Annotated in this window: 20 protein-coding genes and 1 pseudogene; 13 read left to right on the top strand and 8 right to left on the bottom strand. The window is 42.9% G+C overall.

Annotation, left to right across the window (positions count from 1 at the left end; genetic code table 11):
• Window positions 1–299 precede the first annotated feature (299 nt).
• The 5 genes from lon to JWG45_RS01485 all read left to right on the top strand — a co-directional run bounded on the left by lon (window position 300) and on the right by JWG45_RS01485 (window position 7822).
• On the top strand, window positions 300–2801 hold the full coding sequence (gene lon, locus JWG45_RS01505; protein WP_205278021.1) for an endopeptidase La: 2502 nt from the start codon (window positions 300–302) through the stop codon (window positions 2799–2801).
• A gap of 48 nt (window positions 2802–2849) precedes the next feature.
• On the top strand, window positions 2850–3974 hold the full coding sequence (locus JWG45_RS01500; RefSeq protein WP_205278020.1) for a DegT/DnrJ/EryC1/StrS aminotransferase family protein: 1125 nt from the start codon (window positions 2850–2852) through the stop codon (window positions 3972–3974).
• Window positions 3975–4154: 180 nt separating this feature from the next.
• On the top strand, window positions 4155–4637 hold the full coding sequence (locus JWG45_RS01495) for a Dps family protein (RefSeq protein WP_205278096.1): 483 nt from the start codon (window positions 4155–4157) through the stop codon (window positions 4635–4637).
• Between the two features lie 276 nt (window positions 4638–4913).
• Window positions 4914–7007 carry a methyl-accepting chemotaxis protein gene (locus JWG45_RS22460; protein WP_205278019.1) on the top strand — a complete coding sequence of 698 codons (2094 nt, stop codon included), beginning with the start codon at window positions 4914–4916 and terminating at the stop codon, window positions 7005–7007.
• Between the two features lie 41 nt (window positions 7008–7048).
• Window positions 7049–7822, top strand: a complete 774-nt coding sequence (locus JWG45_RS01485) for a phytanoyl-CoA dioxygenase family protein (RefSeq protein WP_205278018.1) — start codon at window positions 7049–7051, stop codon at window positions 7820–7822.
• Window positions 7823–8253: 431 nt separating this feature from the next.
• On the opposite strand, the gene amt is transcribed toward JWG45_RS01485, so the two are convergent.
• From amt to JWG45_RS01470, 3 genes are all read right to left on the bottom strand, one after another.
• On the bottom strand, window positions 8254–10611 hold the full coding sequence (gene amt / locus JWG45_RS01480; RefSeq protein ID WP_205278017.1) for an ammonium transporter: 2358 nt from the start codon (window positions 10609–10611) through the stop codon (window positions 8254–8256).
• Between the two features lie 507 nt (window positions 10612–11118).
• The gene (locus JWG45_RS01475; RefSeq protein ID WP_205278016.1) at window positions 11119–12447 is read right to left on the bottom strand and encodes a peptidoglycan recognition protein family protein; all 1329 of its coding nucleotides are present in this window, start codon (window positions 12445–12447) and stop codon (window positions 11119–11121) included.
• On the bottom strand, window positions 12444–13031 hold the full coding sequence (locus JWG45_RS01470) for a hypothetical protein (RefSeq protein ID WP_205278015.1): 588 nt from the start codon (window positions 13029–13031) through the stop codon (window positions 12444–12446). Before JWG45_RS01470 ends, JWG45_RS01475 begins: the two co-directional genes overlap by 4 nt.
• A gap of 110 nt (window positions 13032–13141) precedes the next feature.
• Between JWG45_RS01470 and JWG45_RS01465 the strand changes: the two genes are divergently transcribed.
• The gene (locus tag JWG45_RS01465) at window positions 13142–13303 is read left to right on the top strand and encodes a hypothetical protein (RefSeq protein ID WP_205278014.1); all 162 of its coding nucleotides are present in this window, start codon (window positions 13142–13144) and stop codon (window positions 13301–13303) included.
• Here the strand turns inward: JWG45_RS01465 and JWG45_RS01460 are convergent.
• The 3 genes and pseudogenes from JWG45_RS01460 to JWG45_RS01455 form a co-directional block, all read right to left on the bottom strand.
• On the bottom strand, window positions 13300–13599 hold the full coding sequence (locus JWG45_RS01460; RefSeq protein ID WP_205278013.1) for a hypothetical protein: 300 nt from the start codon (window positions 13597–13599) through the stop codon (window positions 13300–13302). The genes JWG45_RS01465 and JWG45_RS01460 overlap by 4 nt on opposite strands.
• Before the next feature lie 63 nt (window positions 13600–13662).
• A pseudogene (locus JWG45_RS22575) lies at window positions 13663–13752 on the bottom strand (hypothetical protein); the annotation flags it as partial.
• A 428-nt stretch (window positions 13753–14180) separates the two neighbouring features.
• Complete coding sequence (locus JWG45_RS01455; RefSeq protein ID WP_118970050.1) at window positions 14181–14993, bottom strand: tetratricopeptide repeat protein; 813 nt, start codon at window positions 14991–14993, stop codon at window positions 14181–14183.
• A gap of 34 nt (window positions 14994–15027) precedes the next feature.
• On the opposite strand from JWG45_RS01455, the gene ribH reads away from it, so the two are divergent.
• The 5 genes from ribH to JWG45_RS01430 all read left to right on the top strand — a co-directional run bounded on the left by ribH (window position 15028) and on the right by JWG45_RS01430 (window position 20038).
• A complete protein-coding gene (ribH, locus tag JWG45_RS01450; RefSeq protein WP_205278012.1) occupies window positions 15028–15489 on the top strand; it encodes a 6,7-dimethyl-8-ribityllumazine synthase in 462 nt (153 codons plus the stop codon).
• Window positions 15490–15906: a transcription antitermination factor NusB gene (nusB, locus tag JWG45_RS01445; RefSeq protein WP_118983560.1), complete on the top strand. Its 417-nt coding sequence runs from the start codon at window positions 15490–15492 to the stop codon at window positions 15904–15906.
• The gene (locus tag JWG45_RS01440) at window positions 15899–17968 is read left to right on the top strand and encodes a tetratricopeptide repeat protein (RefSeq protein ID WP_205278011.1); all 2070 of its coding nucleotides are present in this window, start codon (window positions 15899–15901) and stop codon (window positions 17966–17968) included. The genes nusB and JWG45_RS01440 overlap by 8 nt, the downstream gene beginning before the upstream one ends.
• Window positions 17969–18015: 47 nt before the next feature.
• Complete coding sequence (locus tag JWG45_RS01435; RefSeq protein WP_332476222.1) at window positions 18016–19305, top strand: HEAT repeat domain-containing protein; 1290 nt, start codon at window positions 18016–18018, stop codon at window positions 19303–19305.
• A 175-nt stretch (window positions 19306–19480) separates the two neighbouring features.
• Window positions 19481–20038 (top strand): hypothetical protein, encoded by a 558-nt coding sequence (locus JWG45_RS01430; RefSeq protein WP_205278010.1) that lies wholly within the window; start codon window positions 19481–19483, stop codon window positions 20036–20038.
• Here the strand turns inward: JWG45_RS01430 and JWG45_RS01425 are convergent.
• Window positions 20025–20432: a hypothetical protein gene (locus JWG45_RS01425; protein WP_205278009.1), complete on the bottom strand. Its 408-nt coding sequence runs from the start codon at window positions 20430–20432 to the stop codon at window positions 20025–20027. The two genes, JWG45_RS01430 and JWG45_RS01425, sit on opposite strands and share 14 nt — an antisense overlap.
• On the opposite strand from JWG45_RS01425, the gene JWG45_RS01420 reads away from it, so the two are divergent.
• Together JWG45_RS01420 and JWG45_RS01415 are read left to right on the top strand one after the other, a co-directional pair.
• Window positions 20390–21262 (top strand): hypothetical protein, encoded by an 873-nt coding sequence (locus JWG45_RS01420; protein ID WP_205278008.1) that lies wholly within the window; start codon window positions 20390–20392, stop codon window positions 21260–21262. The genes JWG45_RS01425 and JWG45_RS01420 overlap by 43 nt on opposite strands.
• 1168 nt (window positions 21263–22430) lie before the next feature.
• Window positions 22431–22886: a PaaI family thioesterase gene (locus tag JWG45_RS01415; RefSeq protein WP_232380459.1), complete on the top strand. Its 456-nt coding sequence runs from the start codon at window positions 22431–22433 to the stop codon at window positions 22884–22886.
• A 34-nt stretch (window positions 22887–22920) separates the two neighbouring features.
• On the opposite strand, the gene JWG45_RS01410 is transcribed toward JWG45_RS01415, so the two are convergent.
• On the bottom strand, window positions 22921–24120 hold the full coding sequence (locus JWG45_RS01410) for an Lcl C-terminal domain-containing protein (protein WP_205278007.1): 1200 nt from the start codon (window positions 24118–24120) through the stop codon (window positions 22921–22923).
• Window positions 24121–24220: the final 100 nt, after the last annotated feature.

The following is a 24220-nucleotide window of genomic DNA, read 5'->3' as shown; positions in this document are numbered from 1 at the left end:
GGGTGGAGGGGTGGGGGGCGGAAAAAACTGAGGACTTTTCTATATCACAGAATTCTAATTTTGCAAGAAAAAACTTGCATGTAGGAACTCCAAAAAACTCCTCTTTTTGGAGTCCGGATTCTTATCACATTTTCTATCCACTTTTGGGCGCGGTTCTGCAAAAAAGAGACGGCCAGTCTCTTCTTTTCGAGTCGATTTTAGAAGGAAAATGAATCGGATTTTATTTGAGAATCCTTTCCTCTGTAGGAACCTGGACAAATCCGGCCCTTGTCGGAACTTTTTAGGGAATAGGAGACATTTTGGAACCATTAGAGGATTTATCTGGAATCGATGAGAACCTGATCGTCCCGTTGGATTCGATCTTACCGCCGGAACTGTTTTTAATTCCCATCAAGTCGCGCCCGGTCTTTCCCGGAATCATCACACCTCTGATCGTTCCCAGCGGAAAATTTGCAAAGGCGGTGGAAGAATCTCTCAAAGGCAATTCTTTCCTCGGACTCGTTCTTCTCAAAGACGAAGAAAACGAAAAAGAAACTTCCGAAAATATCTATCAGTTCGGAGTTGTCGCAAAGATATTAAAAAAAGTGCATCTTCCCGACGGCGCGGTAAACATTCTTATCAACACCGTACGTCGTTTTAAAATCAATTCTTATACGAGCAACGAACCGCTCCTCGCCAAAGTGACGTATCCCGAAGAGGAACCGGGCGCCCCGAAAAACACGATCAAGGCTATGATGAGAACCTTGCTCGTTATGACCCGGGAGCTCGCGCAGAACAATCCTCTTTTTACGGAAGAGATGAAACTTACGATGCTCAACGTAAACGAGCCGGGGAAGATGGCTGATTTCGTCTGCTCCATTCTCAATCTCGAAAAAGAGGAGTATCAATCCGTAATCGAATCCAACGTCCTCAAGGAAAGAATCGAAAAGGTTCTTCTTTTTTTAAAAAAAGAAATTGAACTCGTTTCGATTCAAAGAGAGATCTCGGATCAGATCCAGGATAAGATCGATAAACAACAGAGACAGTTTTTCTTAAGAGAACAACTCAAGGCGATACAGAACGAACTCGGAATCAAAGACGATAAGTTCGAAAAAAAATACGAAAAATTCTTAGAACGTCTTAAGTCGATCCACGCGGAACCGGAGGTCATCGAAGAGGTCACGAGAGAACTCGATAAATTCTCATACGCAGATCCGAACACCGGCGATTACAACGTTATCCGAAATTACTTGGACATCTTAGAATCCCTTCCTTGGGAATCTGCTCCTTCCCGAGAGATCGATCTCGACAAGGCCAAACGCACGCTGGACCGAGATCACTACAAACTCGAAGACGTAAAAGATAGAATTTTAGAATTCCTTGCGGTCAAAAAATTAAAGGCCGACGAAAAAGGCACAATTCTTCTTCTCGTGGGTCCGCCCGGCGTCGGAAAAACTTCCATCGCTAAATCGATCGCCGAAGCGATGGGAAGAAAGTTTTTCCGTTTTTCCGTGGGCGGTATGAGAGACGAAGCCGAGATCAAAGGTCACAGAAGAACATATATCGGCTCCATGCCCGGCAAGATCATTTCTGCGCTTCGCATCACAAAAGAAAAAGACTGTGTGATCCTTCTGGACGAGATCGATAAACTCGCGATCGGGATCCAAGGAGATCCGGCTTCGGCCCTCTTGGAAGTTTTGGATCCGGAACAGAATAAGAATTTCAGAGATCATTATCTCGATCTTCCATTCGATATTTCGAATGTTTTTTTTATCGCGACCGCAAACACGTTAGATTCCATTTCCAGAATTCTTTTGGATAGAATGGAGATCATCAATCTTTCCGGATATATCACGGATGAAAAGGTGCAGATTTTCCAGAAATACCTCTGGAAAAAAGTCTTAACCAAAAACGGAGTGGCGCCCTACGGAATCGATTTTGAAAAAAAGGCGATCATAGCTTTGATCGATTCTTATTCCAGGGAATCCGGAGTCCGCGGTCTTGAAAAAGTGACCGACAAACTAGTTCGGAAGATCGCGATGAGAATCGTAAAAAAAGAACCTTTTCCAAAAGTCATTCACGAAAAAGATCTCGAAACATTTTTGGGAGTTCCGAAGTTTACGGACGAAAGAATGGTGAAGGCCCTCGTTCCCGGGACCGCACTCGGACTTGCCTGGACTTCGGTTGGCGGAGCCACACTTTTGATCGAAGCGCTTTTTGTAAAAGGTAAGGGCGGAATTCTTCTAACAGGAATGATCGGAAAGACGATGGAAGAGTCTTCGAGCATCGCCTTGAGCTATATTAAGAATTTCTTAAGTAGGGACGACCTTTTTGCTGAAAAGATGGTCCATTTGCACGTCCCCGACGGAGCTACTCCGAAGGATGGGCCTTCTGCGGGGATCACGATGGCGACAGCCATTCTTTCCCTTGCTTTGGGAGTTCGCGTTAAACCGGGCTTCGGTATGACGGGGGAAATCACTCTGACAGGGGAAGTTCTCGCAATCGGCGGGCTTCGAGAAAAAATCGTCGCCGCAAAACGGGTCGGGGTTCACAAGATCATCTATCCAAAGGACAATCTCCAACATCTGGAGGAAATTCCAGATTACGTAAAGAAAGGAATGTCTTTTTTTCCGGTAAGTCGTTTCGAAGAAGTAGCGACCTTGATGTTCGAAGAGAAGGTTCTTTTGAAAGCGAACCCATTGCTCGAAAACGCTCTCAAAACGAAACAACCGCCGACTCAAAAAACTGTGAAGAAAAAAAAATCCGCCGTTAAAAAATCTTCTCCCTCCAAAAAGAAGACAGGCGTTCCGAAGAAGAAGTAGCATTTTAGAATATTCTTAACTATAAATTTAAAAAAAGCAGGGGGCCTAATGGGCGTTCCATTTATCGACATCAAAAGGTTTGAGCCGGGACTATTGGAAGAATGGGAAGAGAAGGTAAAAGTTCTCAGTAAAAATGCGAGTTTTATCGGAGGAGAGGAAATTTCACTTCTGGAAAAAAATCTTGCTTCTTACGCTCAGACAAAATATTCAATAGCCTGCGCGAACGGGACGGATGCGCTTCAGTTGGCTTTGAGGGCTTTAGGAGTTGGAAAGGGCGACGCGGTTTTGCTTCCCGATTCCACGTTCTGGGCAACCTTCGAGGCGGTCGTAAACGTAGGGGCCGAACCTTATACCGTGGATACAAATCCTGACGATCTTCAGATGGACTTTGCTGAATTCGAAAAGGCGGTCGAAAAAGTAAAACCTAAGGCCGCGATGATCGTTCATCTCTACGGTTGGGGTTCTTCTAAAATCGAAGACTTCCGTAAACTTTGCAAATCGAAAGGGATTCCGCTTTTGGAGGACGGAGCTCAGTGTTTCGGAGTGAAATACAAGGGCGATTCCATCTATAAGGACGCCGTGATCAGCACGACTTCCTTTTATCCGGCGAAGGTGTTAGGCGGAGCGGGAGACGGCGGCGCCGTGTTTACAAACGATGAAGAACTTTCCAATAGAGTAAGAATGCTCGCCAATCACGGAAGAATCTCCCATTACGCGTACGGCGACGTGGGTTGGAATTCCAGATTGGATACTCTACAAGCCGGATTCTTGAACATCAGTCTAAAGTATTTAGACGCGAGAATCAAATCTCGTAGAATTGCTGCACAAAAATATTATGAAATACTCCCAAACCTCGGGATTCAAGTGGTTCATCCCCCGAAGGACTATGAAGAAAACGGTTATTGTAACGTGACTCTTTCCACTCCGGAAGAAAGAGGGAATATTCAGGAAGTCCTCAAAGAAAAGGGAATCGGTTTCGCTAATATTTATCCGGGAGCCATGAGCGATCAACCGGGAGCTAAACCTTATCTCAAGGCAAAGTTCGGGGAAAAACATACAACCGGAAGAATTTGTGCGTCCGTGCTCAACTATCCGCTCTTTCCTTATATGAAAGACGAAGAGTTGGAAGAAGTTTTCGCAGCGATTCGAGAATACAATTCTCGGAAAAAGTAAATCCTCAACACTTAAGGGGCGGTTTAAGTCCGCTCCTTAAAGTCTTTCTAAAAAACACTTGTCTTCAAAACACGCTCTCTTACAATCCTTGCATCCTAAAAAGTAAGACTGGGAATCCGCCGAAATGTAAGGCGTTTCTATTTCTTTCTTGTATAAGGTCTGAATGAAAATAGGGGGCTGATAATGAATATAGATATAGGAATTTCCGAAAAAAACCGAAATACGATCAACACAGGATTGCAAAAACTTTTAGCAGATACTTACGTTCTTTATTTTAAAACGCATAGTTATCACTGGAACGTAACCGGGCCGCAATTCAATACGCTTCATCTCATGTTTCAAACCCAATACAACGAGCTTTGGCTTTCGATCGATCTGATCGCGGAGAGAATTCGTTCTTTGGGATTTTTTGCTCCGAGTTCATCTCATCAGCTTGGAACTCTGACTTCGATATCCGAAGAAAGCGGGGTTCCAAACGCCGACGATATGATTCGCCATCTCGTTTCCGGACACGAAACCGTAATTCGAACCGCTCGTGCGCTTTTACCTTCTGCGGACGAAGGCGGGGACGAGGTAACTTTGGATCTTCTAACACAAAGGTTGGAAGTGCACGAAAAAACCGCATGGATGTTAAGGAGTATGCTCGAAGTCAGCAAACCTTGATTTCAATTTAAAGCGACATCGTCGATCGGGCTCGATTCTGAAACGGACAAGCCCGATGAACGCTGGATCCGATTCTTCCCTTTTTTAAAATATTCTAAACTAACAATTCCGAAGCGGAGTAATAATTCCTTCTTTAGCAAAGTCTTATCCTTTTTAGAAGAGTGAGACGGACTTATTAAACGAAATTCTTCGTTTTAATTTAGCATTATTCAGGTAATAATTTCTTGAAAAGAAATAAAACCCGGTTCTACTCTTCTCCTCCGAGGAATAGAAACCGTGATAAAAAAAATCTACAATCTTTCCCTTCTAAAAAAACTCACATTGGTAATTCTTCCCACTCTCATTCCGCTTCTTCTATCCAGTTTTTTCTTTTTAAAGGAGTTCTCGGATAAGAGCGAGTTTACAAAGAGGGAAGTCGGCGGAATCGATTTTTTCTTCGGAGCGATAGAACTCTATTCCAAACTCGTGGATCGCAGAAAGGATTTCTTTTATTCGATGAAGGGGAAGACTTCGATCGAAGTATTGAAAAAAAGCAACCAAGCGATGGAAGATCAACTGGTCAAATTGGAGAATTTGGAAAAAGAGATCGGTTTTATGGAACGTTCCCCTCGATATCTCGCATCGATGAGAGAAGAATGGAAAATCATTCCTAAAATTCCTGAGACAAATCTTGATATCGACGTTATACTCAAATCCCACGAACCTCTTTTTAAATTATTGACGGAGTATCAAGAATACGTTGCACAGGAATCAAATTTGATTTTGGATTCTCATCCCGAAACATTTTATGTTCTTTCGGTTAACATTTTGTATATTCCGAACATCATCAGCGATCTCGCGATCATTCGAGGTACGGGGTATCAACTTTTGGAACAGAAAAAGCCGGACTTACATTCCAAGGAGGCGATTCAGATTCTAAACAAAATCCATCATATCGAAAGCAATCAAAAGGAAGTCACGGCTCTTCTCAAAAGATCCTTGGATCAAAACGGAATCATCAAGAGTAAATTTGAGGAAAGAATTCTTAACTTAGATAAGAACGTAAAACTGAACTTGGATCTTTGTAAAAAAACCTTCACGGGAGAATCCAATGAAACTCCTGACATATTTTTGAAAAGGATGCTCGCTTTCGTCGATGAATACAAGTTTCTGGAAAGAGATCTTCTCCTTACGACGCAGGAACTTCTGAAAGAAAGATTAAAAGCGGATCGGCTCAGAATTGTTTTCGCTCTTTCCGGTTTGTTTGTTTTAATTTTGGTGACGACCGTGTTCTGTTATATCTTGATTCGATCCATCATCGATCCGGTTCATAAAATCACACGCGGATTAAAACAAGCGATGGGAGAAAGGGATTTAACCATTCAGATCGACGCGGTTTATCAAAATGAAATCGGCGAAATCACGGATTCAATCAATGAATTCCTAAACTACCTCGCGTCGCTTTTCCAAAATCTTTCTCGAATGGCGCATAACTCGAATCTGATCGTGAGTCAATTGACGGACTCGATTCAAAGTCTCAATCAATCCGCGCAATCGCAGGCGGCGGGTACGGAAGAATCCTCGGCCGCGCTCGAGGAGATTGCCGCTTCCTTACAAAACGTTTTGCATTCCGTGGAAGGAGAAGCAAGAGACGCACAAGATCTAAGCATAAGATCGGGACAACTAAAAACATCAATGGGTCTTGCCGGTGAAAGATTGATCGGCCTTAGCGATTCCGTAAAAAGGACCGCGAACGCCGCCGTGGAAGGAAAGGAAACGATTCTTCAGGCGACTAAGGCAATCGATGAAATTCGGGAAATGGCGAAAGAGATCAATTCGATCACGGTTTTGATCACCGAAATTTCGGATCAAACGAATTTGCTGTCTTTAAATGCGGCTATCGAAGCGGCAAGAGCGGGCGAGGCCGGAAAAGGATTTGCAGTGGTCGCGGAAGAAATTTCTAAACTGGCCGATCGATCCGTTGCAAGCGTTCGTGATATCGAAAGACTTGTTTCGAATACTCATGAGGCCGTCGATAAAGGTTCTAACAACGTGAATACGGTCGTCACCTTCCTTTTGGAATTGATCGAAAATACCAATCGATACCAGCAGGAAGTTGTGGATCTCGTAAACAATGTAAAAGAAAATACGATTCGAATCGATCAAATCACGGAAACCATCGTAAAGGTTTCTTCCGAATCGTTACAGATCGAGACAGCGACTAAAGAACAAAAATTATCGACGGATCAGATCGCGGAGACGATTCAATTGATCACGACCGAATCACAAACGATCGCAATCAATTCGGACGAGGTTTCTAGAGTCGCGGAAAAAATCAAGCGTCAAGCAAATGAACTGAACGTGATACTTTCTCAGTTCAAGTTTTCTTAGGATTTTTATTTACAAAATGTCCCAGGCTTCCAGTATGAAACGTGTCTTACGCGGAAGAATTTGCAAAAAACGGCTATTATCTTTTTAGGAATTTTTTTTCAAAAAGCGAGCTTTCAGCCGTTTCCAATATTGTGCTGGACGCCGACCGTAGATGGAAAGTCGATTTAGACTTCTCTGAAAACGTAAACAGCGCATATCTTACGAGCAAAAAGTTTTCACCCGTTTTTCAGGATCGAGAACGATTGTTTGGATTGATAGCGAAATCCGAGCTGGTTGCGATCGCAGAGAGATTAGCAAATTCTAAAGTATACTTTTTGAATACTCAGCTTTTTTTTAATCCAAAATCAGATTCTAAAAAACCGTATTGGCATCGAGACGTTCAATATTTGGGTGTTGAGGAAGAAAAACAAAAAGAGATCATTCAGAAGGATCTCGTATTCCATTTTCGAATTCCGTTTCAGCCCGATCCGGGAATGGATTTCATTCCGGGTTCTCATCTTCGATGGGATAACGAGTTGGAAAAAAATACGAGATTGGGCTTGAGCGGGCGAAAAAATTCCGATGAACTTCCCGGTTCGGTAAGAATTCCACATCAGCCCGGCGACTTACTTGTTTTTTCCGCACATTTGATTCACAGAGGAGTTTACGGACTGAATCGAACTACATTTGATATTCTTTATACGTCTTTTCCGCGTTCGAGTATGGAAGCGCAACAGGACGGACACTTTCCGGATTCGGATTCCGCGTTTTTTGAGAATCCGATTTTTGAGAAGATCGGTTCTTGCATCGCTATCGAACCGACTTCGTCTGAGTAAAAAGAAAGGTTTGAGAAAAATTATTTTCGATTCGTCAAACGGTTTTCAAAAAGTTTACGATCAATGCCGGTCTTGCCGATTCCGGGTAAATTCGTCGAGCCCGACCGTATCATCTGGATCGGAAAAAAGGGTTCCGAATCGGCGTTTATCGCTTTATCAAATTGTAATACATTTGAAATTTCCAAAACGAAACTTTCGATATGGCTCAGGTATTTCACTTTTTCGTTTTATTTAACGCCGCCGTATTTTTGTGCGTCATGGAAGCGATAAGCCAGGTCCCAGGCTTCTTGAACACGAATAGCCACTGTTGAATCTTGATCGAATGACAAGTTCGATTCAAAAATTTGAACGAACGTTTGAAACGAAATCAAAGCGGACTCTTACAGATAGCTGCGTTATAAGGATTTGAAATTTTTCAACGGTGAAAAATATCAACCGGTTATGAGTTCCGGAACCACTTCTTTTTCTACCCTGAAATTTCTAACTAAAGAATTCAGAATTGCCGAAAGTTGTTTTAGAAAATCTCCGGTTGCAGTCAATTCTTCGGACTGGGCCGAAATTTCGTGGAAAGCGGCGCTGACAAACTCGATGGATTCGTAAAGACCTTTGATTTCGGTCGAACGATCCACGATATTGCTCATGATAATTTCACTCTGATCCGTGACTGACGTGTTGAGACGGTTTAGACTTTCGATAAGATTGGAATAGTGTGCGCTGTTTTCACGGATCGAAATTTGTGTTTCGGCGAGGGTTCTAAATTCTTCAGTTAAATTCTTAAAAAAGTCAACAGTAGTCGAAACCGTGGATTTCCCGCGATGAACTGCGGACTGAATCTCGCCCAAAATTTCGGAGGCCTTTTTTGTGCTTTCTTGAGTACTCGAAGCGAGTTTATTGATTTCTTCCGCGACCACTCCGAAACCCTTTCCGGAGCTACCCGAACGCGCGGCTTCGATGGAAGCGTTGATGGAAAGCATTCCTAACTTCGCCGAGATGTCGTTTAACAATTTCACCAAACTTTCCACTTTTTTTGCGGAAGCTCCTATGTCGTTTATATCCGATTCGAGATGATTTAATTCCTTTGTGCTAAGATTTATGTTTTCCACTGATCGTCCCGACTTTTCGGAACTTTCTTTTAGATCGAGATCGAATTTTTGGAAACCGAATACCAATTCGTTTAACATTTTTTTTGCTTTTGCTTCGATTGCCTTTTGTTCCGAGGCGGAATTGGAGATTTTCTGGAACGAATCGCGAAACGAATCGAAAATGGCGGTTACTTCCTCCAAACTCGCAGCTTGTTCTTGGATGTTCTGGCTCATATTTCCCCAAGCTGAAGAGATTTCCGAAGCCGAATTTTCAAGTTCTCCCGATTTCTCCTTAATCGTAAAAATCATCTCTCCAAGATTGGAAAGATACCGGTTCATTAAGAATGCAATCGCCCCTGCTTCGGTTCCGGTATCAACGTGAATTTTGCGAGTTAGATCTCCGCCGCCTTTCGAAAGATCTTTTAGAGAATGGATCAAGTCGATCCAGCTCGAGCCCGCACCGTGTTCCGTAATGTTCAGACCTTTTTCTTCGAACTCCTCGTTGACTCGGATTCCGATCGAAATTTTTAAAACCCAAAAAAGAATTAAACCAAGTCCGAAAGCCCAAACCGCACAAATGGCAACGCCGATGAGTTGAGGAAGTATTCGAATATCTTGATTTTCTGATAGAATAGGAAGAAATAAAGTGCCAATGATTCCGCAAACACCGTGAACGGGAAACGCGCCTACTACGTCGTCGAGTTTTAACACATTCTCCAAAACCCAAGCCGTTACGACGACGGAAATTCCTGCGACTGCACCCAAAAGAAGAGATGCGGAAGGCGCGAGCGCGTGACAACCCGCAGTAATTGCGACAAGTCCCCCGAGAACGCCGTTCATACAATCCTCTACGGAAGCAACTTTGTATAAGATCCAGGAGACTGAGATCGCAAGAATCCCACCGGCGCTTGCGGCGAGACTTGTGTTGAGGATTATCAGAGGAACGTCTTCCGAAAAAGAAAGAGTGCTTCCTCCGTTAAAGCCGAACCATCCGAACCAAAGAATAAAAACGCCCAGAACGGAAAATGTAAGATTGTGTCCGTGGATTTTTCGGGCGGAGCCGTCCTCTCTAAATTTATCCTTTCTCGCACCAAGTACGATTATACCCGCAAGAGAAATCCAACCGCCTAACGAATGTACAACGGTAGAGCCCGCAAAGTCGACGAATCCGAGTCTGGCGATCCATCCTCCTCCCCAGGTCCAATGACCGAAAGTGGGATAGATGAATAGGGAAACTATGATCGAAACTATCAAATATGCAGAAAATTTAATGCGCTCTGCGACGGCGCCCGAAACGATCGTGGCCGCGGTTCCCATAAACGCGACTTGAAAAAGAAAAAAGGCAAATTCCTTACCGGATTTTAGTCCTTCTAAAAAGAAATGATTGGTTCCGATCCAGCCGTCGCTGGAGTAGCCGAACATAAGGCCGAAACCGATACAAAAAAAGGCCACGGTGCCTACGATATAATCCATTAGATTCTTAACGGCGACGTTTATCGTGTTTTTAAGTCTAGAAAGTCCGGTTTCCAACATCAAAAAACCGGCCTGCATAAAAAAGACTAAGGCGGCGCAGATGATCAACCAGATCGGATCCGCACCTTTCGAGAGTTCTTGCGCCGGAGAATCTGCATAGAGCGGGAACTGAATCCCGAACAAAAAGATGAGGATGAGAGAATTTTTTTTCAAATGATTCTTAACGTGTTTCATATATTCTAACTCATTTACCTTTCGACCACAATCGAAAACCGCGTTGAATGGGAACGGATTCGAAATTTCGAAATAGAAAAGGGCACCTCTCCATTATTTTAAAATCGCTCTTATCGTTTCGTCTCGAAGTTTCTGGAATCACATTCGATTCATCGATGGAGTGGGTGGAAACAGAAGTTCCGATCCGTTAGCCGTCCGTATCTCGAAGAGATTCCTCATTCGAACGTCGGGTATAGGATTTTATTTTTAAGAGAATCGCGAAGAGTTTTCGCTCTTAATAAGGAAAGAATTCGGCGACGATGTTAGGATCAATGATTTAATAGAACGAGCAAAAATTTTTGTTAGGTGATGTCCAATTGGAGGGTGTTTTTGCAATCGAAGCTGTATAACGTCCGTAATTCTTAATATGGAACCGACTTCGAATTATAAGCTGGGAGTGAAATCGAATGCGGATTTGCGACGAAAGGGAAATCGGGATCAACGATGACTTTATGATGGCAAAAAGTCTTAGGGTTGAAAGGCGCTCAGGAGTAGAATCCAATCATCGTTCGTTCTTTCGTACCAGCTTTCTTCCGAAAAAAAAGTTCCGCCGGTGAGCTCTAAAACGAATTTCATATAAGGTTCGCCCGGATCAAAGTCCTTTCCGTCCAGATGAATCGAGCCACCCCATTTCTTTTTCGCTTGAGTATGGGAATAAACACCCTTTAAGGATTCCACTCTTTCGTTGTTCAGGGGAATCTTATATTTCTCCGAGAGTTCTTTTACGAGCCGTGAGACCGCTTCCGTTTGTATCTTATTGGCAAGGAGCATCTCGGTGTCCTTTCCAACGATTTCAACTTGGAAACAATTTGCATTGGTCCCTGTCGCTGCTGCTGCCACGTCCAGGATCGAATCCAGAAGTTGATAGATCTTGCCGTCTTTGTCGGCGAGGAATGTCGCTGATAAATTCCGTTTTTCTAATACTTCTAAAGTTTTTTGATAATCCGGAATTGCAGTATAGTGTAAAACGATACAATCGGGTCGAATGGTTCCTCGATGATTGTAACGAAGCCTTTTTTCTTCGGGAGTTTTTCCTTCCGAGTTTTTTTCGATCGAACTCAATTCGACCGAAGGATGGGGAGTGATTCCCCGTCCGTGAGAATAGGTTGGAACGATCTTCTTGCCGGTTGCGTCTACGAATTTTTCCTTCCGAATCACCCAGCCTGGAGCAAATCGATCCTTCCATTCCGTTTCCTCATAAAATTTTCCTTGAATCCTGGAAAAGACCGTCGACAGAATTTTTTCACCGCCGCAGTCGCTTGTATCTATAAATCTTCCGAACTTTTTTTTGCTCTGAGAATGGGTGAAAACGCCTTTTTTGGATGCGATGTCAAAGTTATTTAGAGGAATTGAATATTCTTTGGAAAGGTTTTGAATCAGATCGCTGAGAGCTTTGAGTTGACTTTCATTTTTAAGAATGGATTCTCCGGAACCTTCCCAAGAAACATGAATCGTAAAGTCGTCCATACCCGGCGCCGCTCGATACAGAATTTTAGCCGGATCTTCCACGCCGTAGACGGCTCCGTTCTCCAGAACTAAAAAGTGGACCATCCAACCAGAGGTTCTGCTTTTTTCTAAATATTCTTCCGCCTTGAGGGCGTTTGTATGGTGAAGAAGGATTGATTTGATCCGAAACGACCAACGTTTTTTGCCGATCGAGTTTAAGGATTCTTGATCAAAACCCAAGGTTAAGAATGGAAGAATCGGATTCTTCCATTGAGACGGCGTTGTCTTGTTGATCGACGCACAACCGAGGTAGGCCAAAAAAAGAAAAAAGAACAATGATCTGAAATTCATGCCTCGGAAACCTTTTTCCTCAGACGAGTGAGATCCTCTCTCAATTTTTCCAAAGATCTGGAAAGTTTTCTGTGACGATTGATTAAATCAGAATATTCTGAAATCCTAAAGTTATTCCCATTCTTTTTGTTTTCGGTATCTTCCGGAGCTAAAGGAATCGCCTCGAAAATTTCGGAAGAAGAAGAGAATTCCATCGAGAGTTTCAGATATTCCGCGGAGCAGGAGGAAAAAAATTCGGGAGAAAATTTCGATTTGGAGGATTCCAGTTGTTTTTCGAGTCCGTCTTTTGCTGTTTTTAAAAAGGAAAAAAGAGATTGGTTGTCTTGGATGACTTCGTTTAACGATTCCTGAAGATGGGAGACGGTTATGGTTTTAGAATGGAGAATTCCCTTCTTCGCTTTAAAATAAATCCAAAAGATGAGTATTGCCGAAACGATAAAAATGAGGGAAAAAAGAAAGAATGTCCGTTTTTCGTAGATCCATTCGAGGGTCTCCCATTGGAGAAGATCCGGATCGTAGGCGGCGATTGCCAATCCGGAAAGAAAAACGAGAAGAATCGAAAAAAAGACCGTGCGGAATGCCATTCGGATTCATGACAGATTTTTTGCCTGCCTTTGTCAAGGAACCTTCTGAACGGAAGAAAACCGTTACAAAGGTTTAAGATCAACTCCCGTCCCATCCGATATTAGTAGAGATGGAAGGACCTACTCCAAAAACCGTTTCTCAGCCCAAAGTCGTGAACTTTGGACTTTATAAGATTAAAAAAACTCTCCGAGAAGAGGGGTTCGAAGTAGTCGAAAAACCGGATGGAAAGATCACACTTGTAATCCGAGTCGGAAAAGAAAAACAAAGTTAGACAAACTTTGCCAAGCTGAGTAAGAAACTTCCCACTCCTAACATTCCCACCAAAATCCAGCGAGTCTGAGTCGAGATCGTTTTGTGAATTTCAGTAATTTCCGATTTCATTTCCAACCGAAGTCCATTAAAATCGGATCGAAGTTCGTTCTGATTGTTTAACGTTTCTTCTCGAAATTTGTTCTGAAAATCCTGAATCGAAGAACGAAACAAATAGAATTCTCGGTTCGCATCCAGTTTAAACTGACTCATTTCATCCCGAAGAAGATGAATTTCTTCTTTGGTTTGAACTCGCATGCCACGAACGTCTTCTCGAAGTTCCTTGATCTCTTCCTTAAAAAAATAAGTTTCCTTCTGAAGCCTTCTTTCAAAACGGTTGGAAGAAAAACCAAGGACTTCGTTTCGAAACTCGTTGAGAGTCGAATTTAGAAATTTACGGAACTGTGAGATCCATCCAGGCCGAGAATTTCTTCCAATTTGTTCGGAATTTTATGTACCCAAATCATAGGATTAGATTGCTCTTTGATCGAAGTCTGCTCAAGCATAATTTTTTACCTCTTAACCGGAACGGTTCTCGGGTGGCGCCGAAAGAAGACGGATTTCGAGATCATTTTGAATTTTTTTTAGAAAATGAAAAAAATGTTATATTGTTAATTTATAAAAGAAACTAAATCTTTCCAGGAAGGAAAAGAATTCGTAAGTAAAAAAGGAAATGAAACAGTTTAAATAGGGGAATTTACCGCTCGGTCAGATCTTCGTTTTATGACCGTGCTAAGTTTTTAGTTTAATAATTGCTCGCAAGCAATCCGCGGTCGAAATTTGTAAATTCATGTATTCAGTATATTCTATAAATAGAATATACTGAATATCGAATAAGGTTAGAAAGAATCCGGATCCGTTTCGGGAAGTTCAACTTCTTCTTTTTTCGGCTCCGGCTTTAGAAAGTCGGGGCATTTTTCTTGGAGGCGTTCGTGGACTTTCCACTTGTCGCCGGCAAGAGGCATAACGCGTAAGTAGATTCTATAATTTCGAACAGAACCTTTGCAATAGCCGCCTTTGAGATAGAGATTGCCTAGAAGTTTCCTCGCACCAGGATGAGCGGGTTCTAATTCTATGACTTGATTGGCAAGACGCACCGCTTTGTCCGGATTGTTGGCCGCGAGTTTTCTGGCTTCTTCCCAAGCGGGAACGGTTTCTTTTTCATACCTTCTATAAAGATCCACGTTTCCCATCTGGAACAATCGGAAGATGATCGCATCTTCCTTTCCGTTTTGGCAGATTCCGTACCAGACGTCTTCTTCTCTTTCCGTGATTCGGTTGGCGCGGATTCCTGCGAGTTTCGAGCCGTCGACACAACCCGTAGCTTCAAAAAGATCTTTCATCGCTTGGGGGGAAGTTGCGAGAATTCTTCTGGCTCCGTTTTCGAACGTCGCGATCTCATCTTCCGGAAGTGAATCTTCCGGATTAGGGACGTCCAAAAGGCCGGACAAAACTCTCAGTTTGATCGAAGATTCTAAAACCCATTCCGGAAGATTTAAGGATTTTAAAAAGACGTCTTCCTTTTGAAAAATTCTTCGATAGACGGAACAATCGGTCAACGTTAGAATCAGGGAAGAAAATAAGAGGAAACGTATGGAAAGGGAGAAAAACGATCTTGAGAGGACTTTTTGATTTGCCACAATAGGTAACATGTGATTTCTCAACAATAGAATCAATCAGGAATCTATGATCCAAGAACTGAAAGCAGATCTAAACGGCAAGGGACAAAAACACTGCGTGATTGTTTCCCGCTTTAATGAATTCATCACCGAAAGCCTTTTGAAAGGCGCTCTTGAATCCTTCCGGATGCATGGAGTCAAAGAAGAAGATATCACCGTGGTACGAGTTCCGGGAGCCTATGAAATGCCCGTGGTTGTCGCGAAGGCGGCCGCTTCTAAAAAATTCAACTCGATCATCTGTTTGGGCGCAGTGATCCGAGGTGCGACCGCTCACTTTGATTTTGTTGCGGGAGAATCCGCAAAGATCGGTTCGATCGGAGTTCAGTATTCCATCCCGGTTGTGTTCGGAGTTTTGACAACGGACACGATTGAACAGGCGATCGAAAGGGCAGGGACCAAAGCCGGAAATAAGGGCGCGGAATCCGCTGCCACGGCGATTGAAATGGTCAACTTGCTTTCCCTTCTTTAAATGTCAGCCAGACGTACTTCCCGCGAAATCGCCGTAATGGCACTTTACCAATTGGAACTTACAAAACCTCCTCTCAAGGACGTTTTGAAGTTCAAGTGGTATGATAAAAAAACAGAACAAGAAGAAAGGGATTTCGCCATTTCCATCGTAAATGGGGTTGTGAAAAATCAGGAACAGATCGATACTCTGATAAAGAAGTATTCCAAGAACTGGGACTTTTCCAGGATCAGCGTCGTGAATAAAGCGATTCTTCGTTTGTCCGTGTATGCATTGTTGTACACTTGGGAAGTTCCGAAGAACGTTACGATCGACGAAGCGGTGGAGCTTACGAAAGAATTCGAAAGTGAAGAATCCGCCCGGTTTGTAAATGGAATCTTAGACGCAATTCTCAAAAACGAAATCAAATCCGATGGATGAAAAAGAAATCCGAAAAAACAGGCTGTTCTTAGAGGGAATCGAGGAAAAAGAACTCTATTTCCCCGAAGAAAGGGAGCCCGTTCGGATTCGCAGATCATACAATAAACTTCTAATATTCTGGATTCTTCTCGGAGCCGTCGTCTTCGGCGGACTCGGGTTCGCGGTTTACTACCAATTCTTCCGTTCTCCTTCTCCCGGTTCCGAATTCGCCGGCGGATTTAACAAAGATCTCGTACAAAATAAATCCGATATCAATCGTCTTTTGGAAAGACCGTATCTTCCGGACGGAAACGCGAATCCACAACTCACAAAGTGTATCAACCTTTATAAAGAAAGATTCACAAGACAAGCATTCGATTATTGTAATGAATTCTTAGATTCTACCGGAACTCAGGAAGAAAAGTCGATCGCACTCACCGTGTTAGGCGTGATTCACGACGAGAGCGGACGTTATCCGCAAGCGATCGAACGTCTTCAAAAAGCGGTTCAATTTGATCCGAAGAATTTTTACGCTTACTATAATCTCACTCTCGCTTACAAACACGCCGGAAGATTTGCGGACGCGAGAATGGCGGCTCTCAAAGCAAAAGAGATCGCTCCGAACGACCCGAGAATTTCCTTACTCGCCGGAAACCTTTTTAACGAATTAAACGATCCCGACGCGGCGATCGACGCCTATAAAGAGGGGCTTTCGCAATCTCCCGATGATATGTATCTCACTTACAATCTGGCGGTGAGTTATTTTAAAAAAGGCGAGATTCCCCAAGCCGAAGAAGAATTTAAGAAAGTCGTAATGAAGTCTCCTTCGGGAAGATTGGCTGCTCTCTCTCATTCTTATCTTGGGAATATCGCCTACAACAAACAGGATTATCCGAGCGCGGAATATCATTTCCGTCAGGCGAGCGCGCTTTCTCCGAATGAAGCCAAATATCTCTACAACCTCGCGGTCGTTCTTCAGAAGAACGGAAAAAAAGAAGAAGCGCTGAAATATCTGGAACTCGCGAGAGACGCGGGAGCGAACGATCCTGAAATCTATCGTCTGATCGCCGAAGGATTCTCGAATTTGAATCAAGGGGAGATGTCGATCTCCGCTCTTCAGAAAAGTTTGAAATACAATCCGACCGATTTGGATTCTCTCTTTCAACTCGCGGAGGCTTACTATAACAAAGGGGATCTTCTTTCGGCGGAAGAAACATACAGAAGAATCGTGTCTTCCACTCCGGGTGATAGTTTTACGGAAACGGCGTTGATCAACTTAGGCGTGGTTCTGGATCAGATGGAACGTTATGGAGAAGCGATCACGGCTCTGAATCGAGTGCTTGAACTCAATCCGAAAAATGCAAAGGCGTATCATACTCTCGGGCTCGTTTACAAACATTCCGGAAACGGAACTCTTGCGATCGAAAATTGGAGAAGGTCCACGGCGCTTGAACCGGAGAACGTACAAAGCAGGGAAGCACTGGGGGATTATCTTCTGGAGAATAAATTCTTCCGAGAAGCCGTGGAAGAATACAATGGCGTGGTAAAGCACAAAGACGACGCGTATAAAGTCTATCTCAAAATGGCGGAAGCCTATATGGGAATGCAGGACGATTCCAACGCCGAAAAAATCCTATTAAAAGTTTTGAATACTTCCAGGGATGGAGGCGATCTGAAAAACGCCCATAAAAAACTCGCTCTTCTTTATAATAAATCCAAGGATCCGGATCTCAAAAATCGAGCGAAGGATGAAGCGTTTCGTTCCGCTCACATGGATCCGGAGGACATGGAAGGTCGTCTCGTACTTGCAAAAATTCTAATAGACTCAAATTCGATTTTAGATCGTGAAAAGGCCATCGACGAGTTGACCGCGATCGTTCGTTCGGACGTAAGACCGAAGACCGCCGCGACCGCCTATAACTATCTCGGAATCTGTTATTATAAAAACGGGGAATACAAAAGGGCTGTGCGTTCGTTTCAGAGTTCGATCGACTTGGATCCTTCTCTTTCCGAAGCGTATGAAAACAAACGCGCGGCGTCCGCGGCGTTGGAAGAATCCACTCGAAGGGAGGGATTTTTCTGAGGTTTTTTTTCACAAACGTATTCCTTTTGATTCTACTCACCCTTCCGATCGCAGCGGCAGAAACTCCCAAAGACGAATTTAAAGAAAAGGTATTGAGTCCGGGGAAGACACAAGCGACGGCGATTTCGGAAATTCGATCTCGAGGTCGATTGGATCTCATAAAAGAATTACTTCCGATCTTCCAGAACGATTCCACGGACGAAAAAGTTCAACTCGCGATATTGAAGTTATTCGGGGAACTGGATGATCTGGACGGCCTTGCTCAAAATTGGGTGAGCGTCTTGGATTCTATTTTTCAAAAGACGACTAACGTGATTCTTAAAAAGGAAATTCTTCTTTTGGCTGAGAAGAAGAAGGAAAAACGGCTGATCTATTCCGTGATCACAGCCTTTACCGATCCGGAAGCAGAAGTTAGACTTTTGAGTTACAAACTCATGCAACTTTTGAAAGACGATCGCGCTTTGCCGATTCTTCTAGACATGTCTCTTTCCAAGGATCCGGTTCAGAGGTCGTATTTTTTGGAATCCTCTTTGATCATAAAGGATGAGAGAATTCAGAATCAGATTCATAAACTATCAAACGACGAAAGTTCCGGAGTGAGAAAAAAATATCTCATCGCGATCAACCGTTTAGGAATGACGGAAAAATTTTCTCAGTTTCAAAAGTCGGCGATCGGGGATCCCGACGACGACGTTCGTCTCGTGGCGCTCGAAATTCTTAAAAACAAAAAAAACCGCCAGAACATTTCTCTTTTTTACAAGGGTTTAAGCGATAGCAATCCGGATATTCGAAGAGTTTCTTTGGAGGCGCTTCTCATCTTTCAAGACAAACAAGGGGCAAAGGCGATCTCCGAGCAATTGACAAAAGAAGATACTCTCTTTCTCAAAGCGCGGATGATCGATCTGTTGCTGGAACTTGGAAACAACGGAGGAGGTCAGGGAATTCTCGCCGTCTTAACAAACGGAGAGGAAACCGAGCTCCGGACGAAGGCCGCTTACGCAGTGGGAAAGTTAGGCGCGAATACGAGCGCGATCGAACTTACCAAAATTCTTTCGGAAGAAAAAGAGAATATGGTCAAGTGGCAATTGATTCATTCCTTGGGGGAACTCAAAGAAAAGAATGCGGTGCCTGCGTTACTCGTCCTTGCGAGAAATCCGAGAGAAAAGTTGAATCTAAGACTCGAAGCCGTTGCGACCATAAGGACGATCAACGATCCGGAAAGTCTTCCTTCCTTGTTTGAGGCGTATGTCTCGGAAAACGAAAAGTCCCTTCGTTTGGAATTGGAAAACGCGATGCGTGAAATTTTGAATCTGAAGTTCCCTCCTAGAATGCCTTAAGATTTAAATGATTCTTAGAAAAAAAATCGGACGGAAGAAGCTCTTTTGTTCGTTCTTATAACCAGAAGAAAGCTGACTCAATTTCCATAAAATCCGTCATTTTGAAACCGTTAAACGTCATTGACAGAAAATTATCTTTCTTAGAAATAGAGGAAACCTTTAATACGGATCTTCTATGAAAAAAATTATTCTGGCGCTTACAACTGCCGCGATCGTACATTGTTCGCCTTCTACAATGGTAAAGATCAATACCGAACCGTCCGGCCTTGACGTCTACTATCAAGGAATGAAAGTCGGAAAATCACCTGTGGATGTAGAAATGTCGAATCTCGTATTCGAAAGACACGTCGTTGAATTTCGAAAAGATAAAAAAGTGTTAAGAACTTTACCTGTTATAACTGAGATCAAAGCAATCAACTTGATCGGAGGAATTTGTCTTTGGGTTCCTTTTATTTGGATCGCAGGACCGAAGTCGTATCAGAACTTTACGATCGATGAGGCTCTTTCCGGTTTTTCCACAAAAAGCGATTCCGCGTTGGTCGTTTCGCATCTTCCTCAAGGTATAACGATGATCGTGGGTGCTCAAGTTTTAAAGAGCGAGGATTATGCATATTTAGACGGAAAGGAACAAGAAATCAAATTATGCGACTCGGAATCGTGTAAGAGTATGGGATCTCACCGCTTCGAGAATGAAAAAAGTTATTTCTATCAACTGAACGCTAATCAGCTTTGAATTCCCGTTTGAAAGAGAAATATTCTCTTGGAAACTGGTCGACGGTTTTATCCTCGATCAGTTTCCCTCTGCGTTTGACATAGATCGTTCGATGGAATTTATCATTCTGCATCAAACGATTTTCAATCCATAGTAGGCGATTTAGGGAAAGTAAGGTGGCAAGGATAAAATTTTCATTTTCAAATTCTTCCTTAACGAAGCTGGAACAAGAAGGTTCCATTGGGCAGGCCACATTCTGAAACTTACGATCCCGAGTTTGGTGTTCTTCTATTTTAGAAAGAACGAAAGTAGTTAAAAAGAATTCGTCTTCCTTCTTCTCTGATTTAGAAACCGTGCCGCAGAAAAGAAACAATGAAACGATTATATACGCTGTCGCTTTTTTTATTAGTGTCATTTTCCGTATTCCCGTATAGTTCGGATGAAATTTGCAATTCTTTAGAAACCAAACACAGTACTTTTCGAAATGCCATTCAATATTACAAGTCCGAAAAATATTTAGAATCTGAAATTGAGTTAAGTCGTCTTTTATTGGAAGTGGACTGCGATTCGGTTCGAATTTTAAAAATTTTTGCATTGTTAAGACAAGAAAAAGAATTGGGCGGTATTTTTAGAGAATCGGATTTTAAAGATATTCGATTTCGAATTCTGTACGAATTTTCCAATTTGATGCAAAATAGAAACGACCAGGTTCCGGTAGAACAAAGTTCTTCCTGTTTTTTTCCGGACTGTAGATTGGAAAAATTAGAGCGATCGATTCTCTTTTTGAGCTCGGTTCAGGCTTTTGATGAACTTCTTCCTTCGAAGAGCGATGAAAATGAAGAAATAGAAGCAAGTCGTTTTCGAAAACTTTTGAAAGAAGAGAGCGTTCAAATCCGAGAAAGGAATAAGAATCCCTACCTCTCGGCGTCGTTGTCCAGTATCCTACCCGGGAGCGGACAGATATACAGCAATCAATTCGCAGAGGGAGTCACCGCCGGTTTTGTAAACTTCGTTATGATATCGGCCTCTTACGCTGTGTTCATTATCAACCCGATGAGCTTAGTGTTTTACATTCTTACTGGATCGACACTGATGATCTATTCTTCAAATGTTGTAGGCGCCTATGCGGCCGCAAACCGGAATAATAACTATTGGAAATACCTGGCCATCGACAAAATTAAGAAAGAAATCGTTAGTTTAAAAATATTGGAAGAAACGATTCTATTCCGGATGATTTCCGATTGAAAATTTTGTTCTTTGGAAGATTTAAAGTCAAGTCCATCCTTCGATTTCAGTTGGAATCGAGTCTTTCCGGTTTTTTACACTTGAAAAAAACGATCCTACTAAAATGCTACGGCCTACATCAATTCGGATTTTCCGTTGCCATACTCGAATATTCCTTTGAAATTCCAGTTTTCGTTTGTGGACGTCATGCTATTCGATTTTAGAAATAAAATCAAATAATTAGAATATTCTTAATTATTAAATTACTTCAAAAGTCTATATCCGAATGAGACTTTTATGAAAAGTCCTTGATCGTGAACTTCGTGAAAAATTCAAAGTCCGTACCAATTTTCAAAAGAGTTTTCCGGACTCTGCAGTGAATATAAAATCCGAAAGGCGAAAAAAATCCTCAATAAGAAAGATCATCCTATTTTGAGGGTCGATCCGGAGGGGCGGGTTTAAATTTGAAGACGAGTTTTTTGAGAGCTTTCGAAGAAGAAAAAGGAATAACCCCGAGTGAGTTTCGAGAAAAATTTCGATGATTTGTTTTCGTCCTTATTTCTAAGGAGAGTCTCATAAAAGCCGCTGTAGGCTCGTTTCCAAGTAGAATCCAGTAGAACATTTTTTCCCAAAAGCGGAAAGAAAATTTGTAATAGTTTACACAAGAGTCTTGCATTCTACTATCTTTAGTTTTTCGAAAGATTCTTTCTCCCATTAAAAACCATATTCTTACCCACAAGTATTTTGCATCTCAAGAAGAATCTGTTGGAACTCCGACGCTTCTTCCGTGAAGCGGCGCGCCCCGCCCAAATTTCGGGTGGTGGGGAGCGGTGGCGGGAAAAAACCTCGGGAACTTTCCTTTATCACAAAATTCTAATTTTGCAAGCACAAATCCCCGTGTAGGAACTCCTAAAAACCCTTTCTTGTAGGACGATTCCCTTTACAATTCTCTCATCGTGCGGGCAAGGTTCTGATTGAAAACGGAGGAGTTCCCACAATCTCCGATTTTGGAAAAGTTCAAAGCAATCTCATTCGAATTTTCTATTGATTCTGTATTCAAACTATAAGAAGAAAAGACTTACTTCGGAACTTCAGAAGTTTTGAAGTAAGTCCTGAATTTGATTCCGCATTCTATCGTTTAAAAAAAAAGAATTTTCTTCTCAGAGGAGATTGATTTTATCTGAAGTCTATGTCAGAAATCACAAATCAAACCTCAACGGAACACTACCGAAAATTGGAAAACATGTATCACGGCGCTCCGGTGAACCTGTATTTTAAACCTTTGCTTACGATCGGAAAGGGAACGGCGGAACTGAAGATCGAAATTCGAAATGATTTTTTTCACGCCGCAGGTTCGACACATGGAGTTGTCTATTTCAAAGCGGCGGACGACGCCGCCTTTTTTGCGGCCAATTCTCTCGTAAAAGGAAATTTTGTTCTCACTTCCACGTTTCACCTAACTCTGCTTAGGCCGATTCAGTCCGGGATTTTGACAGCTAAAGGATCTGTGGTTCAGAATGCTACACATCAGATCATCGCCGAATCGATTCTTGTGGATGAAAAGGGAAGAGAAATCGGCAGGGGAATCGGGAACTTCGCAAAGAGTTCGATCGCCTTGACTCCGGAGATCGGCTACAAACTCTAAAAAGGATTTTGTATTTTTTTTTTAGAGTTTCTTCTTAGTTCGCGACACAACGACTTCGAATCAAACTTGCTTTATCATTAATACCTAAAGCTCCGTTTAAGAAAGATATAATGATTCCTCGGCTTGTCATGTTTGAATACGTCGTTGAAGTCCAATAGTCGGCCTGCGATGTGTTTGGATAGAATCCAGAAATGCTCGGATTGAGCGTTGAATAATCGACTATGCTTAACAGTTCGTTTGTGTTGGGCAATCTCCAGTCGTTTCTTCCCCCAAAGTTCGCGACGTTGAGTGCGTTACAAGATGCGAGGGCTGCGTTCAGATCATTGTCCACCGGTATTCCGGCACAGGTAATCGCGGCTTGGCCGTCCGTACATTTTTGCCAGATGAGTCCCGTGTTCAGATCGGAGATGGTTCCGTCCCCGTTGTCCAAAAACGCTTGTGCGGGAATTGGATTTCCGGAAACACAGCGGATATTGATAGGAGTCGCCTTTGTAACGATATCTATCTTACTTGCTATGACGTTGTTAAAGCTGACGGCCCAAATATTGGCGGCGTTTCCGGATTCAGGAGAATTTGTCATATAATTGAATCCCGTGAACGTATTCGGAAACGAAGTTAGGTCGATTTGAGGAGCATTGGAATAATGAAGGAGAGACGCCAGTTCTTTCAACGTGGGCAATCTCCAGTCGGTTCTCCCGGCGTAGCCGTTTCCGCCGTTCTGCGTATTCAAAGCCCCGCAACTTCCCATCGGTGCAGGAATGGTAGTCGCCGCGTTCCAGGTAAGTTGGGTAGGTCCGCCGATTCCGCAGGTTGGTCCCGATTGGCCCTCTGCACAACTTTTCCAAGTCAGTCCGTGAAATGAATCCAAGGTTGTATAATCGTTTGGATAGACGCAGTGTTGGGTCGGGCCCACAAAGGATCTAGCATTGGGAACATTGGCAAAGGCTCCGTCCAGTCCGGTCCCTAAACAAGCTATTGGCACTCCGAGAGTATTCCAGCAAGTTGTTTGTCCCGTGTCGACAATACCTCCCGGATTGAATACGAAAGCCAGCGCGGGGCAAAGGATGGGACTGGAAGAAGAAGGATTGAGATTTTCCTCTTCGTTAGCCGTATTCGAAGAGTTTAATTTTGTTAAATACTGGAGGATTGCGAACGGAGGATCCGGTTTTTCCGGGGGCCGAACGCAGGCAAACAAAACGATCGTAAAGATTGTGGAAAGTAAGAATTTGTACATAAATGCTCTCTCTTGTGTTAAATAACCAAAACGACTCTTCCAAAAGTTTTCATTTTGTCTTTTGGTAAGAATTTGTTTTAAAAAAAATCATAAGAATAAA

The sequence above is a fragment of the Leptospira ainlahdjerensis genome, from assembly GCF_016919175.1.
Classification (GTDB): Bacteria; Spirochaetota; Leptospiria; order Leptospirales; family Leptospiraceae; genus Leptospira; species Leptospira ainlahdjerensis.
Note: the sequence above shows the minus strand (reverse complement) of the source record. Positions and strands in the feature narration are given on the sequence as shown.